Source organism: Hyphomicrobium denitrificans ATCC 51888 (assembly GCF_000143145.1).
Classification (GTDB): domain Bacteria; phylum Pseudomonadota; class Alphaproteobacteria; order Rhizobiales; family Hyphomicrobiaceae; genus Hyphomicrobium_B; species Hyphomicrobium_B denitrificans.
On the sequence record NC_014313.1, the window covers coordinates 2,245,522 to 2,262,111 of the forward strand.

Genomic DNA, 16,590 nt, shown 5'->3' on the forward strand with positions numbered 1-16,590 from the left:
ATGAAATCACCGACAAAAAAGCTGGCCGCCCGTCCCGGCTCCGAATTGATGAAGACCATTCACGTGCGCGGCGCGCGTGAGCACAATCTAAAGAACGTCGATCTCGAAATTCCGCGGGACGCGCTGGTCGTGTTCACTGGGCTTTCGGGTTCGGGGAAATCGTCGCTCGCCTTCGACACGATCTACGCCGAGGGCCAGCGCCGCTACGTCGAAAGTCTTTCGGCCTACGCGCGGCAGTTCCTCGAGATGATGCAGAAGCCGGACGTCGATCATATCGACGGTCTGTCGCCCGCCATCTCGATCGAGCAGAAGACGACGTCGAAGAACCCGCGTTCGACGGTCGGCACGGTCACCGAGATTTACGACTACCTGCGTTTGCTGTTCGCGCGCGTCGGCGTTCCCTATTCGCCCGCGACGGGTCTTCCGATCGAAAGCCAGACCGTTTCGCAGATGGTCGATCGCGTGCTCGCGCTGCCCGAAGGCACGCGGCTGCTGCTGCTTTCACCCGTCGTGCGCGGGCGAAAGGGCGAGTATCGCAAGGAAATCGCCGAGTGGCAGAAGAAGGGCTATCAGCGCCTCAAGATCAACGGGACCGTTTACGACATCGGCGACGCCCCGAAGCTCGACAAAAAATACAAGCACGACATCGACGTCGTCGTCGATCGCATCGTCGTGAAGAAGGACTTGGGCACGCGGCTCGCAGATAGCTTCGAGCAGGCGCTGAAGTTGTCCGATGGGCTCGCGATCACGGAGTTTGTTGATAGGCCGCTCAACTCCCCCTCTCCCCGCAAGCGGGGAGAGGGTCAGGGTGAGGGGCAGCAACAGAACGAGAAGCAAGCGGCCGCCCCTCACCCCAACCCTCTCCCCATAAAGGATGGGGAGAGGGAGCAACGCGGCGTTTTGCAAAACAAGAACGAGACGCATGAGCGGATCATGTTCTCGCAGCGGTTTGCGTGTCCGGTGTCGGGCTTCACGATCGACGAGATCGAGCCGCGGCTGTTCTCGTTCAACGCGCCGGCGGGCGCCTGCCCGACGTGCGACGGCCTCGGTTCGGAACTGCGCTTCGAGCCTGATCTCGTCGTTCCGGATTCCACGCTCTCGCTTGAAAAAGGCGCGATCTATCCTTGGGCGAAGACCGGCGTGTCATCGCCCTACTATGAGCAGACGCTCGAAAGCCTCGCCAAGCATTACAAAGTGTCGATGAAGACGCCGTGGGAGCGGCTGCCGAAGCACGTGCAGCTTGCGCTCCTCTACGGCTCGGGCGACGAGGATATCGTCTTCACGTACTGGGACGGCACGCGCAATTATTCGACCGAGAAGCCGTTCGAGGGCGTCATCGGCAACATCACGCGGCGCTTCAAGGAAACGGACAGCGATTGGGTTCGCGAAGAACTTTCGCGCTATCAGGCGGCGCATCCGTGCGACGCGTGCGGCGGCTATCGTCTGAAGCCGCAGGCGCTCGCCGTCAAAATCGGCGGCAAGCACATCGGCGAGGTCGGTGATCTCTCGATCAAGGCTGCAAACGAATGGTTCGCCGACGTTCCGAAGACGTTCACGAAGCAGCAGTCGGAAATCGCGACGCGCATTCTGAAGGAAATCCGCGACCGTTTGAAGTTCCTGAACGACGTCGGCTTGCAATACCTGACGCTATCGCGCTCATCCGGCACGCTGTCGGGCGGCGAATCGCAGCGCATCCGTCTTGCTTCGCAAATCGGCTCGGGCTTGACGGGCGTGCTCTACGTGCTCGACGAGCCGTCGATCGGGTTGCACCAAAAAGACAACGACCGCCTGCTCGGTACCCTCAAGCATCTGCGCGATATCGGCAACACCGTCATCGTCGTCGAGCATGACGAAGATGCGATCATGACGGCCGACCATATCGTCGACATCGGGCCGGGCGCGGGCATTCACGGCGGCCGCGTCATCGCCCAGGGTTCGCCGAGCGACATCATGGAGTCGGCCGAGAGTCTCACCGGCGAATATCTGTCCGGCGTGCGCTACGTGCCGATCCCGAAAAAGCGCCGTGCGCCCGATCCGAAAAAGATGCTGACCGTCACCGGCGCGCGCTCGAACAACCTCAAGGATGTCACGGCGTCGATCCCGGTCGGGCTGCTGACCTGCATCACCGGCGTGTCGGGCGGCGGAAAATCGACGCTGCTGATCGACACGATCTTCAAGGCCGTGGCGCGCAAGCTCAACAATGCGAAGGATCATCCGGGCGAGCACGACAAGATCACCGGCATCGAGAATTTCGACAAGATCATCGACATCGATCAGTCGCCGATCGGGCGCACGCCGCGTTCGAACCCGGCGACGTATACGGGCGCGTTCACGCCGATCCGCGAATGGTTCGCGGGGCTGCCCGAAGCGAAAACGCGCGGCTACGAGCCGGGCCGCTTCTCGTTCAACGTCAAGGGCGGGCGCTGCGAGGTTTGCCAGGGCGACGGCGTCATCAAGATCGAGATGCACTTCCTGCCCGACGTCTACGTGACCTGCGAGGAATGCAAGGGCAAACGCTACAATCGCGAGACGCTCGCCGTCACGTTCAAGGAGAAGTCGATCGCGGACGTGCTCGACATGACGGTCGAGGAAGGCGCAGAATTCTTCAAGGCGGTGCCGTCGATCCGCGACAAGCTCGAAACGCTGGCGCGCGTCGGGCTCGGCTACATCAAGATCGGGCAACAGGCGACGACGCTGTCGGGCGGCGAAGCGCAGCGCATCAAGCTGTCGAAGGAACTGTCGCGGCGTGCGACGGGACGTACGCTGTACATTCTCGACGAGCCGACGACGGGTCTGCATTTCCACGATGTCGCGAAGCTGCTCGAGGTGCTGCACGAGCTTGCGGATGCGGGCAACACCGTCGTCGTCATCGAGCACAATCTCGAAGTCATCAAGACGGCCGACTGGATCGTCGATCTTGGCCCCGAAGGCGGCGACGGCGGCGGCACTATCGTCGCGGCGGGCACGCCCGAGGACATCGTGAAGGTGAAAGAGAGCTACACGGGGCAATATCTGAAACCCGTGCTGGCACGCCGCGCCGCGGCCGGCTCGACGAAGGAGAGTCGCGACGCGCATCAAAAGAGCGAGTCGGAAGGCACAGCCAAAAAGAGCAAGCGGCAAGCGGCGGAGTAATTCCACTCCACTTGCCACCAGTGAGAGAAAGCACGAGGGAATTCGTCATCCTCGGCCGAGCAATGCGAAGGCCGGGGATCCAGCGTAAGACTCGTCGAAGACGCACTATAGAGCCTACGGCGCGCCTTGTGCTGGATCCCCGAACGGCCTCGCAGGCTCGACCGTTCGAGGATGACGGGTCCGGGCAGCCCGCGAAGCAGAGCCTCACCCCGAAAATAAAGTCGTCACGCGTGTCGGAACCGGAGGTGCGCGGCCGTCTTAGTAAGATAACGCGCACGCCATCGCGCACGGCGGCCGGCTCCTCGCAGAGGAGCGCCGGGCGCAAACAAAAAAACGCGCTTTCCGGCCGGCTCGCCGGAGGCGAGTCGGAAAGCGCTTACAAAAAGGGAGAGCACTCATGGCCAAGAACACGATTTGCGTCTGGTACAACAAGGACGCCGAAGAGGCAGCGCGTTTCTACGCCGAGACGTTTCCCGACAGCTCCATCGGCTCCATCCACCGCGCGCCGAGCGACTTCCCGTCAGGCAAGGCGGGCGACGTGATCGTCGTCAACTTCACGGTTATAGGCATCCCGTGCATCGGACTTAACGGAGGCCCGGCGTTCCAGCACAGCGAGGCGTTTTCGTTCCAGATTTCGACCGAGGACCAAGCCGAGACCGACCGCTACTGGAACGCCATCGTCGGCAACGGCGGCCGCGAGAGCGAATGCGGGTGGTGCAAGGACAAGTGGGGCGTCAACTGGCAGATCACGCCGCGCGTGCTGACCGAAGCGCTGGCCATCGGCGGCGACGAAGGCCGCCGCGCGTTCGAAGCCATGATGACGATGCGGAAGATCGATGTTGCGGCGATTGAGAAGGCGAGGAAGGGGTGATCCCGCTCGGCCGCCGGCTCCCGGAACGGGAGTCGCCGAGCGCCAACAAAAGCGGCGGGCACGCTAGAGGACGTTGGAAGGTGAAGGAGAGCTTCACCGGGCGGTAGCTGAAGCCGGTGTTGGCGCGGAAGCCGAAGGTGGCGGGGAAGAAGGCGGCGGCGGAGTAACGAAAAAATACGTTCAGCCTTTTCGTGGCGCGACTCCTCCTTTGCGTTTCATGCGAGCCGCCACTCGGAAAATATCCGGAACATTTATCCGGTTTACCGCCCGACGCTCGACTACGCCGAGTTCGATCAAAGCATCAAGTAGTGCTTGTTCTTTCGTGTCATGCTCCGAAAGTTCAAGTTGAACCGGTGCTGCTGGCCGTTCGGGATTAATCCTCTTTTTTATGCTTTGGAGGACTTTAGCATTTTGCCATCGAGCAATGATTTCGTGCTCTTCGCAAGGCACAGTAAGACCATCGAGCGCATTCAAAGCATCTTCCACCCACGGATGGTCTTCCTTCAATTCCTCCCGTCGCGTATCAGAGGCCTTTAAGACCCCCGCATGAAGGCCATTGCTGTCGATCGCTAACCCCGTTTTGCTACTTGCGCGTTCTGCGGCCTCTCGCAGCGCTATCAAGAAGCTCCTAAGACTAGTTTCGCCATATGCATCCGCAAGATGCTTTGGAACCCAGGTATATGTTCGACCACGCTTTTTGTTGGCGCCCATGAACTCGCCTGCAAAAGCGGAAAAAAGGGCGTCCTGCTTATTCTCATCTTCTTTCAGTTCTCTGGGTAGATCGGCGCCTCCCACTGCTATGGGTACCGCTCGGCCAAGAGTCCGTATTACTTTATTCGCATGCACATCTCTCCAAAGCCGCGTAAACACTGCCCCATAAAGGTCAACAGGTCTCCACTCCAAAGCTACAGCCGCAGTTTGCAATTTTGAAAAATCCGCAAACGTTTTGCGCTGCATATCTTTGAACTGGTCTATGCGCATGAAAAGCTTTAATCGAATCGCACGTCTAGCACTCATCTCATGAGCCAATTTGGCCAGAGCCCTGGTCAACTTCCGAATTGTCTCCCAATCATTCGCGAGAACATCCAACGCATCGAAGACAATTAAAAGAGGTCGTTCTCTTTTTGACCGATCGAAGTCAGAGCTCAAAAGGAGATCTTCGAAAGTCTCAGGATCGTTCTCGAGCCACTTTACACGTTCATTTAGTTTTTGCGGCCCCGCGCCTCGGTCCAGCGCCTTCAAAACTACCGATCGCCAAATTGATACGGGGTCCTTTGCGACCACCAACGCTGACCTGAGAGCTGCCGGAGAGGGTGCGATCCCTCCTGTGCCCAGGGCACCTTCATGGAATCCGAGTTCGACATCAAGTCTATTAAGACCAAGAAGCGGATAAGCTTTGGCAGCGGCAGCACGGCCGTCCTTGGCCGCCAGAACGGCAGCCCAAAAGCTTTTGCCAACGCCACGCCCCCCTATAACCAGTGCACGATTTGGATCCAACGCGTCCGCATGGTGTAGGGGAGCATAAATTTCATCAATATTGGGCTTTTCGGCCGCCTTGTGAGCAACCGATGGATTAAGCCGACGTAGGACCGCTCGAATCGGCACTTCACTGACCGCCATCGGTACTCTCCAGACCAAAGAGTACTTCTGCAAGTCGATTTACGAAAGGACCGAACGTCCGATCGAAAAACTCTCGCGTGAGTTGTTCCCGTCGTGCCGTCGGGTCGAATTCCGCGTACGCCGCGTCGTACGGGATGGGCCAAGCGAAGTGAGGAGCGTCAGGGTCGTCTAAGTCAAAATTGAATGCATCAAAATCGCCAGGGGAAGCCTCCTCATAAATGTAAGCAGAAAAGACCTCTTGTGCTTGATCGCGAAAGTGGGAAAGCGCTTCGACACCGCGGTCTGCTTTTGCATGTATCATTCGAAGACGAGATCGCCAATCATCAATTGATTTAGCCTCTTTGGCAAATCGACCGAGATGAGCCAAAAGATAGCTGTATCCGTCGAATGTCTGCGGCGTGTCCACACCGAACATTAGAATTTCCCCGCCGAGCCCCATAATGGCAGCCGATGTGCTTTCGCTGAGACCAGCTCGCGCGTCCACAAATACAGCATCATATCTTCGTCTAGCGGTGAATGCTTTGACAAGTTCCCTTACCTGGTCGCCAAATGAATTCATCGCTCCGCGCTCATTGGGATCATCGAGGAATGCGCGTCCAAGCTTAGGTAAAATATTTTGGGGGTTTTTACGGCCGATTCGCCCGACTGCGGGGACGATCTCCACGAGCCCTCGACCGGCAGTGAGAGGGGAGGGAGATATGCAATCCTCCAAAAAGCCATCGTCAACACCATTGAGGCCATTTTCCACGAAATAGTCGAGCGCCCCATATTTCGGTAAATTTTCTATTGGAAGCAAAACTGAAGCTAGCCCAGGAGCTTCTAGATCAAGGTCAATAACCAGAATATTTTTGGATTGGTGCGAGAAAGCTGCCGCGGCGACCGCGAGCGCCGTGGTTCTCCCCACTCCACCTTTCACGCTGAAGAAGACGGCCAGCGGTGGTTTAGAGCTTGTAAAGTGTGGTTGGTTCCAATCCTGGCCTACTATGCGTCTATCAACTAGTTGAACTGCGACGTAGGATCCATCTACAAGAACACGCTCCGCGATCGCCCCCTCGTTTGATTGCAGGCTATCGTCGAAAATTTCTTGCGGCGTTGCCGTCGGTCCGGAAACATAAGCTCCCAAGCTCGCTTCAGCAGCAGTGTCAAAGCGCTTCCGTGTACTCTGATCGACATCGCCGCGAATAATAAGCGTCAATCTACCGTTTGCATCGCGTAGTATGAGGGAACGACCTAAAAATTCTTCCCCGAATTCAGAGAGTGCGAGGCGAACGAACGTCGGCAAAGCGTCATCAAAGCGGGCTACAGTCGAATGGTGGTTGCTGCTTGGCGTCATTTCATTTCCTCAGGGTCTCAGACCCGCTGCGCCGATTGCCCGTTGGGCCAAACCTCTCCATTTTCTATATGTCGCTTGGTCGACCAATCCATCGATCTCGTAACGGGCTGCAACACGCCAATCATCAAAAAAGCCTCCTTTTGTCTGGGCCAAGAGGTTCCGCAGCGCTGTCTCTTGTGAATTTCGAGATTTAACATGTTTAAGCAGGGCATTAGCCAAATCGGGTAAATGAACCCGTGGTGAGTTGACCGGTTCCATTATAGCGAAAGCGTGCTTCAAAGCGCACTCCGCTGCGAATCCTATTAAGTGCCCCGCATTGTCAAACCGACCCAGATCTGCAAGCTTTTCGCTATCAAAGTAGTGACGCAAAGCTGACTGGTTATATGCTTCCGCCATAGAAGACTCATTTAAAAGACAATGACTATAATCGCATTTCATACGACGGCTTAGGCGTCTGGCAAGGCCGTCGGCCCATTGAGCGCCCCCCAAAAATACTTATCCCCGCTTTCTCCGCCTCCCCCATAATCCCCTCACCCATCCGGCAAGGGCTGCATGCGAGGCGTCGCGCGGGGCTCGGGTGGGGCAGCCCGACCCGCTCGCGTCACGCGCGCGATGCGGACAAGGCGACCGGCCAAGTCCGCACGGCATGAGAGAAACCGTGTGCGGAATATCCCGCTTCCTTAAGTGGCCTGATCGGAACCCTGTTCTCGGTCTGTCACGGAGCGGACCGGTTCCGAGACTAAAATTGCGAAGACCGCGCCGCGGAACCCGTCCGCTTCGTGCTTTACTCTTTTGCTTGCGCCATCCGACTCCCCTCCGGGGAGCCGGCCGGATGGCGCGTGTGCGTTATTGATGGTGCAATCGACTCGCGTTCCGCGAGCCGGCCGGTTGCACATGCTTGGAGCGTCGTTCTTATTTGCACACGGCGACTCCCTGCGGGGAGCCGGCCGCCGTGTGCGTTCGCTCGGATCACCGACCGCCAGCACAGGCGTGTGTCGTCGTTCTTCGCAGTTTATTTGGTGCTGGCGACTCCCCTGCGGGGAGCCGGCCGCCAGCACATGCGTGTGTCGTCGTTCTTCGCACTTTCGGTCGAGCGAGGCCGTTCGAGGATGACGGTTTCACTCATTCCCGGCGGTTCAATTCTGCGCGAAAGAACCAACATCAAACACGCCGGGCCGCCGGCTCAACACACATCCGCGCCATCCGGCCGGCTCCGCGATGCGGAGTCGGATGGCGCCCTCAATAGAGGCATCCTTCATGAGCACACTGCCACCCTGCCCGAAATGCTCCTCCGAATTCACCTACGAGGACGGCAACCTCTACGTCTGTCCGGAGTGCGCGCACGAATGGAGCCCGCAAGCGGCCTCCGCAGCCGACGATGACGACGTGAAGGTCTACCGGGACTCGGCGGGCAACACCCTGCAAGACGGCGATACCGTCATCGTCATCAAGGATCTGAAGCTGAAGGGCTCAAGCAATGTCGTGAAGATGGGCACCAAGGTGAAGAACATCCGCCTTGTCGACAGCGATCACGATATCGACTGCAAGATCGAGGGCATCGGCCCGATGAGCCTCAAGTCCGAGTTCGTGAAGAAAGCGTAGGTGGGTGCTGGCGGCTCCGCTTCCGTTTTTGATTGCACACGGCGACCCCCTTGCGGGGAGCCGGCCGCCGTGTGCGTTTGTCGGGATCTTCGTCATCCTCGGGGCGCGGAGCGAAGGCCGGGGGTCCAGCGGAACGCGAGTCGCTCGGCGCAAACAAAAAAGCCGGACGGAGATTTTCCGCCCGGCTTGAATTGTCAGATCGTGTCCCGCCGATGCGGGTGTCAGCTCACGGGCAGAACCACACCGGGCCGACGATCACGCAGCCGCGCGAACGCCAGTTGTAGGGGCGGTGGCTGTAGCGATGCCAGCCGCGATAGTTGCGGTGCCGGTAATGGCGGGTGCCGTAGCCGCGACGGAAGTGGCGATGCCGATAATGTCCGCGGCGATGCTGGACGAGCTCGATGCCGCTCGTTTTCGCCTGGCTCAGACCGGCGAGGCCCGCCGGGGCCGGTGCGGCGGAAGCCGCGGAACTTCCGAGGGCCGTTCCAAGTGCCAAAAATCCAATAATTGCAAGACGTTTGATCACGATATCCTCCTAGCTGGTTCGTGATTTTGGCCGAGGCCGTGCGCAGGCGCAAGGGCATCCTCAGGCACACAGCGGACGCATTATTGCGTCGTGCCGAATTCCAAGAAAACGCGTGCAGCGTAAAATTCCGTCGCTTTTAAGCAAATCGCGCCCTGGTGCGGGGGGATGCGTGCGATAATCGAGCGCTTGAGCGTGCCGCGCATGGTTGCTGCTTCGTATCCAACGTGGTTCGCAAGCCTGGCTCGCCGATCATGCCGTTTTAACGGGCCGCGCATTAGAGATCACGCAAGACCTCACCGCATTCCGAAATATTTCGAGGAGATCACGCGATGCTCACACGACGGCATTTCTGCTGCAGCGGTCTGATCGCCGGCAGCCTTCTCACCTTCGATCGTGCAGTCGCCGCCGGGAGCTGCGCGGTGCCGACGCGCAATCTGCAGGCGGCGCTGACGCCCGACGAAGCGCTCGCCAACCTCAAGGATGGCAATGCGCGGTTCCTGTCGGGCAGCACGCTCAACTGCGACTTGCTCAAGCAGGTGCATGCGACGTCAGCGGGGCAATTTCCGTCGGCCGTCGTCATCGGATGCATCGACTCGCGCGTTCCGCCCGAACTCGTCTTCGACCAGCGCATCGGCGACATCTTCAGTGCGCGGGTTGCGGGCAACGTCGTCAACGATGATATCATCGGAAGCTGCGAGTTCGCGACGAAACTCTCCGGCGCGCGGTTGATCGTCGTGCTCGGGCATAGCGAGTGCGGGGCGGTCAAAGGCGCGATCGACGGCGCGGAGCTTGGCGAGCTGACGCAGCTGCTCGCGAAGATCAAGCCGGCGGTTACGATCTGCAAGGATGCGCCGGGCGATCACATCTCAAAGAACACGTCGTTCGTGCAGCAGGTGGCGGTGGCGAATGCCAAGCTCGCCGCCGATAACCTGACGAAGACCAGCGGCGTGCTTCGCGATCTCGTCGATGCCAAGCAGCTCAAGATCGTCGCCGCGATGCATGACGTCTCGACGGGGCGCGTGTCGTTTCTGGAGTGATCGTGGCGGCCCTGACGCCGGACGATCAGTATCGGCCGGGGCCGTAATAGCCGTCCGGGCCGATATAGATGCGCATTCCCGGCCCGCGACGGCCATAGTCGAAGTCGCGGGCGTAGCTGTCGCGGTAGTCGGTGTTGCCACCGTAGCGCCGGAGCTTCTCGCGGTCCTGACTGTTGAGGTAATAACCGGCGCGCTCCTTGGCGCGGGCGCCTTCGACTTCGGAGATCATGTCCGCCTGCGCGACGGGAGCGCCGAATGCCACGGCCAACCCGACGCTTACGGCTGCGGTCCATATCCGTTTCATGGCAACTCCTGTTCGCGCATCATCGGAGGCAGCTTAGCGAGGCTAATCTATATAGGGTGTAAACGTCCGCCCACGCCCCAGCTGTTCCCGCCGTCTCTTGCCGCAGGTATTGGATGGTTAACGCGGCGCTACTCGCGCAGGACCGAGCGGATCTGATCCTCGTACTGCTGCACGGCTTCGAGCGCGCGGGCTTTCATGACGGGATCGGAATTCTGGGAGGCCGTGAAGCCTTCGATCGCAGCCCGCGCGTTGTTGACGATCTGACCGGCGGCGCCTTGCGGATTCATCTCGCGGCTCGCAATCTTCTGCAGAAGCTGGGTGAGAATGACGCCGGTTGCGAGCGACAAGCCGGAGAGTTCAGCGACTTCGCGCTTCAAGTCCGCGAGGGTTTTTTCGGTGTTGGTCGATTCAGACATAGGTTCCGACTCCGTGCATCAGGATTTCCTGGCGTTGCTAATACGGCGGCGGCGAGCGCACAAGATGGGGCTTTGAATTGCGCCTTGCGACTGCGCTTCGCAGAGCCGGCCGCAAGGTAAGTTCTTCGGGCACCTTGCGACTCCGCTTCGCGGAGCCGGCCGCAAGGTGCAATATTGAAAAAACTTCGATACGGAGCGCGCTTTCAAATGCCAACCGTTCTTATTACCGGAACATCAACGGGCTTCGGCCTCGTCACGACCGTCGAACTGGCGAAACGCGGCTGGAACGTCATCGCCACGATGCGTGACCTCGGCAAGCGTGCCGAACTCGATCGCGCCGTTGCGGCGGCCAACGTTCAAAACCTCGTCAGCGTCGAGCAACTCGATGTCACCGACCCGAAATCGATCGATACGGCGGTTGCACGCCTCGATACGCAGGGACGGCCTCTCGATGCGGTCGTGCACAATGCTGGCGTCGCCGTCGGTGGTGCGTTCGAGGACTTGAGCGATGCGCATATCCGGCGCGTCATGGAGGTCAACTATTTCGGCGTGCTCGCCCTGACGCAGAAGCTTCTGCCAGGCTTCAGAGCGCGGCGGCGCGGGCGTATCCTGATCGTGTCGAGTGAATCGGCGTTCGCCGGGCAGCCTGCGAACTCGCCCTACTGCGCATCGAAATGGGCGGTCGAGGGCTGGGCCGAGTCCGTCGCCTATGAGCTCGCGCCCTTCGGCATCGACATAATCCTCATCGAGCCCGGCGCGTATCGGACCAACATCTGGGAAAGCTCACCACGCGTGCTACCCGAGACGAGTGCCTACCGGCCTCTGCTGCGCCACCTCGAAGTTACCATCGACGCTTACGTCGCAAAGCTTGCGCGCGATCCGGGCGAGGTCGCCAAGGCAATCGCGAACGCGCTCGATGCGCCGCGCCCGCGCTTTCGAACGGCCGTCGGCCCGACCGCGAAGTTCATGCATTTCGCACGCGGAAAGCTTCCATCGCGCACTGTGCGCAAACTCTTCGGCAGATTCTTTGCGCTCCAAAAAGTGCGGTGGTGACGGTCGCTCGGCACAGCGGCGATTTTCGATAATCCAACAGAGGAGTTTTCCATGACGGTCGATTATTGGATTGGCGCGGGCGTCCTGGTCGCGACGGCAGCGACGGACGCCGCTTATGTGATGTTCACGTCGTCCGTCGTGTCCCGGCGTGCGCTTGCTGCCGCGAACTGGAGCAGCGTCTGGTACATGCTCTCATCGTTCGCAGTCATCAGTTATACGAACAACTGGATCTATGTCGGGTTTGCGATCGTCGGCTCCTGGATCGGCGCGTATCTGACGCTCAAATATTTCCATCGCGAGCCGAGCCATCCACCAGCGCCGCTGCAGCCGAAGGTTTGAGCGGCGGATTTATTTCTTAAATTTTTACGCATGTTGTCGAGGGCAAGGAAGCATATCCGTTATCCGCCTTCGCTATCGAAATGGAGTGTCCTCAGCATGCACCTTTCTTCCGGTGCGATCATCCTGGAGCGTTTCATGGTCCACGTTGCGAAGGTTGTTGCGCTGGCGGGATTCGTTGCTTTCTCGAACGTGGCTCAGGCGGACGGCACGCTATCCGATCTGCTCGAACCGATCCGCGCGCAATATCAGCTTCCAGCGCTCGGAGCGGCGATCGTCAAGGATGGCAAGATCGTCGCGCAGGGCGCGGTTGGAGTGCGTGTTCTCGGCATGGATATTCCCGTCACGCAAGACGATCGCTTTCATCTCGGCTCGGACGGCAAGGCGATGACCGCGACGCTCGCCGGAATGCTGATCGACGAGGGTAAGCTCCGATGGGATTCGACCATCGGCGAAGTGCTCGGTCCGGTGGTGCCGGATCTCAAGCCGAAATTCGCGGCGATCACGCTGGAGCAGCTTCTCTCGCATACGAGCGGAATCCCGAGCGATACCGAAGATATCATGAAGCTCTATTTCAGCTCGGATGCGTTCGACTATACGTTGACGGCGTATCGGCTGCGCATGATCTCCGAATGGAACGCGGCGCATGATCTGAGTGTGCCGTCTGGTTCGGCATTTCAATATTCGAACCTCGGATACGCGATCGTGGGATCAATGATCGAACAGGCCTCGGGCAAACCGTGGGAGGTGCTGATCACGACGCGGATTTTCGAACCGCTCGGCCTCAAGTCCGCGGGACTTGGACCGCAGGCGACGTTCGGAAAATACGACGCCGCGGTCGGTCATAGCGTCGATGCGGACGGCAAAGTCACTCCGCGGCCGTGGGGTCTCTCGGCGGACGGACCGGCAGTCGTCGGACCTGCGGGCATCGCGCATATGAACGTCGCGGATTTCGCGACCTGGGCAGGCTGGAATGCCGGAGAAGGCAAACGCGGACCTGCGCTGGTGAAACCGGAAACCCTGAAGCGGCTGCATCAGGCGCACATCAAAACTGAAATTCCGCATCCCAAACCCGGCACGCCGAAAAGCGGAAGCTACGCATGCGGCTGGGGACTATCTCATTTCGATTGGACCGATAAGCCGGTGCTGGTGCACACGGGATCGAACTCGATGAATCTCGCGATGATCGTTGTCGATGTCGAGCACGATACCGGGATCGTCGCGGTCACGAATTTCCCGGGCGAGAAAGCCGATGCCGCCCTGCTCGCGGTCTCGAAGGCGCTTTACACGCAGTATGTGAAAGCCGGGCCCGCGCCCTAGGGCGACGCGGGCTCGCGCTCGCTGGCTTCGTTGCGCGAAGGTGGAAGCAGCCCAGCGGCACGCGGAGCCGACAATCCCACACGCGCGGGTTTGACGGCGAACAGGCAAAGCCCCGCGACGAAGATCAGCAGGCTCGCGACCTGGAATGTCGTGCCGAACGGCACGTTCTGTTCTTTCAACATGCCGCCAACATACGTCATCACGCCGCCCGCCGTCGTGCCGACGAAGTTCAGCAGACCGTAGGCGGTGGCGCGATGACGGAAGTCCGTCACGGTGCATGCGGCGGGCATCAGGTTCGCATCGAGAAAGCCCTGCGACATGCCAGCGACGAGCACACACGCAAGAATGATCGGGATGTAGTCGACAGCTCCCACCGCGAACAGGCACGGCGCGGCGATCATGAACCCAATCGCCGGGACGAGTGCGCGGGCGCGTTCGTTCCAGCCCGACCACCAATCGGAAATGTTGCTTGCGATCAGCATTCCGATAAATGCCGCGCCGTTGAACGTCATTGGTCCGTAGATGCCGGACCAGGCTTGATTGACGCCAAGCTCGGAACGGAAGAACTCCGGAAGCCAGTTCCGGACCGGCCAGTATGCGGCGCCGTTCAAAAGATTCATCGCGAGGAGAAAGAGGAATCCGCGCGTCGTCAGCAGCGATTTGAAGGCACCGGCGATCGGCGTCGAGGGCAATGCTTCGGAGGCGGCGGTGGCGTCTCGTGCCTGCTCATCGGATGCGCCATCGGACGGGCGCGGGAAAAAGATCATCAGGACCATCGCGTACGCGACACCGATCGCGCCCATCACGAGGAAGCCGGTTCGCCAGCCGTACATTTCGGCGAAGGCTCCGCCGAGGCCACCGAGCACGGAGCCTGCGTAGACGCCGCTCAAGTGAAGGCCCGTGGCGCGGCTGCGCGTCGGCCCGCGATGATATTCGACGATCAGCGCGACGGCGGCCGGCATGTAGAAGGCTTCGCTGACGCCGAGCATGGCGCGCGCCGCGAGCATGCCTTCGAATGACGTCACCATGCCGGTGACGAAGGTTGCCGCCGACCAGACAAGCAAGCTCGCGATGATGACGGGACGCTTACCGAAGCGATCCGCCACATAGCCCGCGATCGGCGAGCAAATTCCGTAGATCCAAAGGAAGACCGAGGAGAGAAGTCCGAAGCGCTCGTTGCCGATGCCGAGGTCGGCCTTGATCGGGCCGGGCATGGTCACGACGAGTTGGCGATCGAGATAATTCAGTGTAGCGACGAGCCACAGCAGAGCGACAATTGCCCATGCTCCCCGGCTCAAGCGCTCGGCGCGATGCATTCTTCCCCCCGTGGCGCGCAGTGCGATCAGCGCAGCTTATAGCAATTTTGAAAAACGCGCGGCGTGCGCGTCACGTCATATCCTGCGAGGCACTGCACGAGATAGGGCTGCGCGGAATTTTTGAGAAGAATGAAGGTCGAGCGATTGTCAGCGTTGCTCGCGTATCCCGCAACTTCCCATCCGGATTTCAAAAGCTGTTCGATGGAACCGGCGGGCTCATCCGCTGCGGCTTCAGCCTGCGCGGGCACGCCGCTCATCTGTGCGAGGATGGCCGACAAAACAACGGCTCGGCGGGCCGCGAACCAAAATGTCATCGTGCGCCTCCTTCGCGATCGGCCCCGATATTAAACGGCAGAGCAGAACAACGCGAGCGCGCTTTCCGCGAACAGCCTGGTTCACCGGAGTGTGGATTTGCGGTGACATCCTTTCAAAAGCAATCGTGCAGAGCGGAACGGGCCGGAATTGCGCGACGTTGATGCTTCGAAATGCAGGCAAGCAGTCGAAAACCCCAACGGGAGGCAGCAATCATGAAAATCGCGGTTCTTGGAATTTGTCTCGCAGCTCTCGCGCTCGGCGCGTGCCGTCGCGAAACACCGGAATATACGCCGATGAAGCTCGGCGCCGCTTCGACCACGTCGCAGACGGCGGGCGGCCAGCGCTAGTCTCGCATCGAGCGATGGCTAGCAATGGACGAAGTGCATCGCGTGCGCTTCGTCCGTTTTTCTTTCTCAATCGTAGATGTACGTCACCATGAACGTGCGATCGGCGAGATTGGAGCCGGTCGGCGGGATCGGGTAGCTCGTCTGCTGAGCCGCGAACACGACGTCCTGATTGAGCGTCGAATTCTTCGCCCCCGATAGCAACCTGACTTCGACGACGTTGCCGGTCTCCGACAAAAGAATTCGGATCGTAACGCGGCCATTGATGTCGACGAGCTGCGGCATCGTCTGTTGCAATGCGCGGATCACGCCGCGTGCGAAGGCATCGTTCAATCCGGAGCGCGTGATCCCCGGCGGACGCTGCAATCCCGCAGAGCGGCCGCCGCCGAACGACGGCTGCATCAAATTTTTCGGCGTCGACAAGTCGAGCGATGCCACCTTCTTTTGCGGCTTTTTCGGCGCAGGCTTGGGCGCGGCCTTCGGCGTCTCGGTCTCAGCCTTGGGTTTCGGCTTCGGCTTTTCGGCGCTCTTCACGTTGGCAGGATTTTCATTCTGCAACGACAAGAGGTCGGACGCGTCGTCGATCGGGTCCGGGTCTTCCTGCTTTGACTCTTTCAGCTCGGGCTTCTCGGCGGGCTTGACGTCCTCCGGTTGCGGAGCCGGCTCCGCTTTCGTTTCCTGCTGCTCCGGCTTCGGCGGTTCAGGCTCAGGCGGCTGAGGTTCCTGCTTCGCTTCGGGCTGCGGAGGCGGCTGCTGAGGCTGCGGCTGTTGTGCGGGTTGCGGCGGCGGACCAGGAGGCGGCTGCGGTTCCTCGGCGACCGTGGCTCTGCTCTCGAGATCGGCTTCCGTTACGAGCGAAACGCTGATCGCATTGTCGGCGCCGTTCTCAGCGCCGAGACGCTTCGTCTTGCTGTTGACGGCGCCGATAAAAAGCGACGCGTGGAGCACAGCCGCACACGCCAGCGCAATCCAGAAATTGCGCTCGCGTTTGTTGCTTTCACCCCACCGCGCGAATCCGGCGGTTGTCAGATCAGCAGTCTGATCCATTCCCCTCCGCGCCCATCC

Annotated in this window: 16 protein-coding genes; 8 read left to right on the forward strand and 8 right to left on the reverse strand. The window is 60.0% G+C overall.

Annotated elements, in window-relative coordinates:
- Both uvrA and HDEN_RS10805 read left to right on the forward strand, forming a co-directional pair.
- Entirely contained in the window at positions 1–3,132 is a 3,132-nt protein-coding gene (uvrA, locus tag HDEN_RS10800; RefSeq protein ID WP_013216146.1) for an excinuclease ABC subunit UvrA, read from the forward strand.
- Positions 3,133–3,529: 397 nt separating this feature from the next.
- Positions 3,530–4,003 (forward strand): VOC family protein, encoded by a 474-nt coding sequence (locus HDEN_RS10805; RefSeq protein WP_013216147.1) that lies wholly within the window; start codon positions 3,530–3,532, stop codon positions 4,001–4,003.
- Between the two features lie 180 nt (positions 4,004–4,183).
- Here HDEN_RS10805 and HDEN_RS10810 read toward each other — a convergent pair whose 3' ends face one another.
- Positions 4,184–5,623: a hypothetical protein gene (locus tag HDEN_RS10810; protein ID WP_013216148.1), complete on the reverse strand. Its 1,440-nt coding sequence runs from the start codon at positions 5,621–5,623 to the stop codon at positions 4,184–4,186.
- A complete protein-coding gene (locus HDEN_RS10815) occupies positions 5,610–6,956 on the reverse strand; it encodes a MinD/ParA family ATP-binding protein (RefSeq protein WP_013216149.1) in 1,347 nt (448 codons plus the stop codon). The genes HDEN_RS10810 and HDEN_RS10815 overlap by 14 nt, the downstream gene beginning before the upstream one ends.
- Before the next feature lie 1,257 nt (positions 6,957–8,213).
- On the opposite strand from HDEN_RS10815, the gene HDEN_RS10820 reads away from it, so the two are divergent.
- Positions 8,214–8,558 (forward strand): zinc ribbon domain-containing protein YjdM, encoded by a 345-nt coding sequence (locus HDEN_RS10820; protein WP_013216151.1) that lies wholly within the window; start codon positions 8,214–8,216, stop codon positions 8,556–8,558.
- 226 nt (positions 8,559–8,784) lie between these two features.
- Here HDEN_RS10820 and HDEN_RS10825 read toward each other — a convergent pair whose 3' ends face one another.
- Complete coding sequence (locus HDEN_RS10825; RefSeq protein WP_013216152.1) at positions 8,785–9,084, reverse strand: hypothetical protein; 300 nt, start codon at positions 9,082–9,084, stop codon at positions 8,785–8,787.
- 329 nt (positions 9,085–9,413) lie between these two features.
- Here HDEN_RS10825 and HDEN_RS10830 point away from each other — a divergent pair, with 329 nt between their 5' ends.
- Positions 9,414–10,121 carry a carbonic anhydrase family protein gene (locus tag HDEN_RS10830; protein WP_013216154.1) on the forward strand — a complete coding sequence of 236 codons (708 nt, stop codon included), beginning with the start codon at positions 9,414–9,416 and terminating at the stop codon, positions 10,119–10,121.
- A gap of 25 nt (positions 10,122–10,146) precedes the next feature.
- Here HDEN_RS10830 and HDEN_RS10835 read toward each other — a convergent pair whose 3' ends face one another.
- Together HDEN_RS10835 and HDEN_RS10840 are read right to left on the reverse strand one after the other, a co-directional pair.
- Complete coding sequence (locus HDEN_RS10835; RefSeq protein WP_013216155.1) at positions 10,147–10,425, reverse strand: hypothetical protein; 279 nt, start codon at positions 10,423–10,425, stop codon at positions 10,147–10,149.
- A gap of 128 nt (positions 10,426–10,553) precedes the next feature.
- Positions 10,554–10,841 (reverse strand): hypothetical protein, encoded by a 288-nt coding sequence (locus HDEN_RS10840; RefSeq protein ID WP_013216156.1) that lies wholly within the window; start codon positions 10,839–10,841, stop codon positions 10,554–10,556.
- Positions 10,842–11,048: 207 nt separating this feature from the next.
- Here HDEN_RS10840 and HDEN_RS10845 point away from each other — a divergent pair, with 207 nt between their 5' ends.
- The 3 genes from HDEN_RS10845 (at position 11,049) to HDEN_RS10855 (ending at position 13,550) form a co-directional block, all read left to right on the forward strand.
- Positions 11,049–11,894 (forward strand): SDR family NAD(P)-dependent oxidoreductase, encoded by an 846-nt coding sequence (locus HDEN_RS10845; RefSeq protein WP_013216157.1) that lies wholly within the window; start codon positions 11,049–11,051, stop codon positions 11,892–11,894.
- Between the two features lie 51 nt (positions 11,895–11,945).
- Positions 11,946–12,233: a hypothetical protein gene (locus HDEN_RS10850; protein WP_013216158.1), complete on the forward strand. Its 288-nt coding sequence runs from the start codon at positions 11,946–11,948 to the stop codon at positions 12,231–12,233.
- Positions 12,234–12,329: 96 nt separating this feature from the next.
- A complete protein-coding gene (locus tag HDEN_RS10855; RefSeq protein ID WP_013216159.1) occupies positions 12,330–13,550 on the forward strand; it encodes a serine hydrolase domain-containing protein in 1,221 nt (406 codons plus the stop codon).
- On the opposite strand, the gene HDEN_RS10860 is transcribed toward HDEN_RS10855, so the two are convergent.
- Together HDEN_RS10860 and HDEN_RS10865 are read right to left on the reverse strand one after the other, a co-directional pair.
- The gene (locus HDEN_RS10860; RefSeq protein WP_013216160.1) at positions 13,547–14,866 is read right to left on the reverse strand and encodes an MFS transporter; all 1,320 of its coding nucleotides are present in this window, start codon (positions 14,864–14,866) and stop codon (positions 13,547–13,549) included. The two genes, HDEN_RS10855 and HDEN_RS10860, sit on opposite strands and share 4 nt — an antisense overlap.
- 26 nt (positions 14,867–14,892) lie before the next feature.
- Positions 14,893–15,180, reverse strand: a complete 288-nt coding sequence (locus HDEN_RS10865) for a hypothetical protein (RefSeq protein ID WP_013216161.1) — start codon at positions 15,178–15,180, stop codon at positions 14,893–14,895.
- A gap of 213 nt (positions 15,181–15,393) precedes the next feature.
- Here HDEN_RS10865 and HDEN_RS18570 point away from each other — a divergent pair, with 213 nt between their 5' ends.
- A complete protein-coding gene (locus HDEN_RS18570; RefSeq protein ID WP_013216162.1) occupies positions 15,394–15,528 on the forward strand; it encodes a hypothetical protein in 135 nt (44 codons plus the stop codon).
- Between the two features lie 66 nt (positions 15,529–15,594).
- On the opposite strand, the gene HDEN_RS10870 is transcribed toward HDEN_RS18570, so the two are convergent.
- Entirely contained in the window at positions 15,595–16,572 is a 978-nt protein-coding gene (locus HDEN_RS10870) for an energy transducer TonB family protein (protein WP_013216163.1), read from the reverse strand.
- Positions 16,573–16,590: the final 18 nt, after the last annotated feature.

What these genes read in the sequence shown, in the direction of transcription:
- uvrA (WP_013216146.1), top strand. Translation starts at nt 1, where the DNA reads ATGAAATCACCGACAAAAAAGCTGGCCGCCCGTCCCGGCTCCGAATTG.
- HDEN_RS10805 (WP_013216147.1), top strand. Translation starts at nt 3,530, where the DNA reads ATGGCCAAGAACACGATTTGCGTCTGGTACAACAAGGACGCCGAAGAG.
- HDEN_RS10810 (WP_013216148.1), bottom strand. Translation starts at nt 5,623, where the DNA reads ATGGCGGTCAGTGAAGTGCCGATTCGAGCGGTCCTACGTCGGCTTAAT.
- HDEN_RS10815 (WP_013216149.1), bottom strand. Translation starts at nt 6,956, where the DNA reads ATGACGCCAAGCAGCAACCACCATTCGACTGTAGCCCGCTTTGATGAC.
- HDEN_RS10820 (WP_013216151.1), top strand. Translation starts at nt 8,214, where the DNA reads ATGAGCACACTGCCACCCTGCCCGAAATGCTCCTCCGAATTCACCTAC.
- HDEN_RS10830 (WP_013216154.1), top strand. Translation starts at nt 9,414, where the DNA reads ATGCTCACACGACGGCATTTCTGCTGCAGCGGTCTGATCGCCGGCAGC.
- HDEN_RS10835 (WP_013216155.1), bottom strand. Translation starts at nt 10,425, where the DNA reads ATGAAACGGATATGGACCGCAGCCGTAAGCGTCGGGTTGGCCGTGGCA.
- HDEN_RS10840 (WP_013216156.1), bottom strand. Translation starts at nt 10,841, where the DNA reads ATGTCTGAATCGACCAACACCGAAAAAACCCTCGCGGACTTGAAGCGC.
- HDEN_RS10845 (WP_013216157.1), top strand. Translation starts at nt 11,049, where the DNA reads ATGCCAACCGTTCTTATTACCGGAACATCAACGGGCTTCGGCCTCGTC.
- HDEN_RS10850 (WP_013216158.1), top strand. Translation starts at nt 11,946, where the DNA reads ATGACGGTCGATTATTGGATTGGCGCGGGCGTCCTGGTCGCGACGGCA.
- HDEN_RS10855 (WP_013216159.1), top strand. Translation starts at nt 12,330, where the DNA reads ATGCACCTTTCTTCCGGTGCGATCATCCTGGAGCGTTTCATGGTCCAC.
- HDEN_RS10860 (WP_013216160.1), bottom strand. Translation starts at nt 14,866, where the DNA reads ATGCATCGCGCCGAGCGCTTGAGCCGGGGAGCATGGGCAATTGTCGCT.
- HDEN_RS10865 (WP_013216161.1), bottom strand. Translation starts at nt 15,180, where the DNA reads ATGACATTTTGGTTCGCGGCCCGCCGAGCCGTTGTTTTGTCGGCCATC.
- HDEN_RS18570 (WP_013216162.1), top strand. Translation starts at nt 15,394, where the DNA reads ATGAAAATCGCGGTTCTTGGAATTTGTCTCGCAGCTCTCGCGCTCGGC.
- HDEN_RS10870 (WP_013216163.1), bottom strand. Translation starts at nt 16,572, where the DNA reads ATGGATCAGACTGCTGATCTGACAACCGCCGGATTCGCGCGGTGGGGT.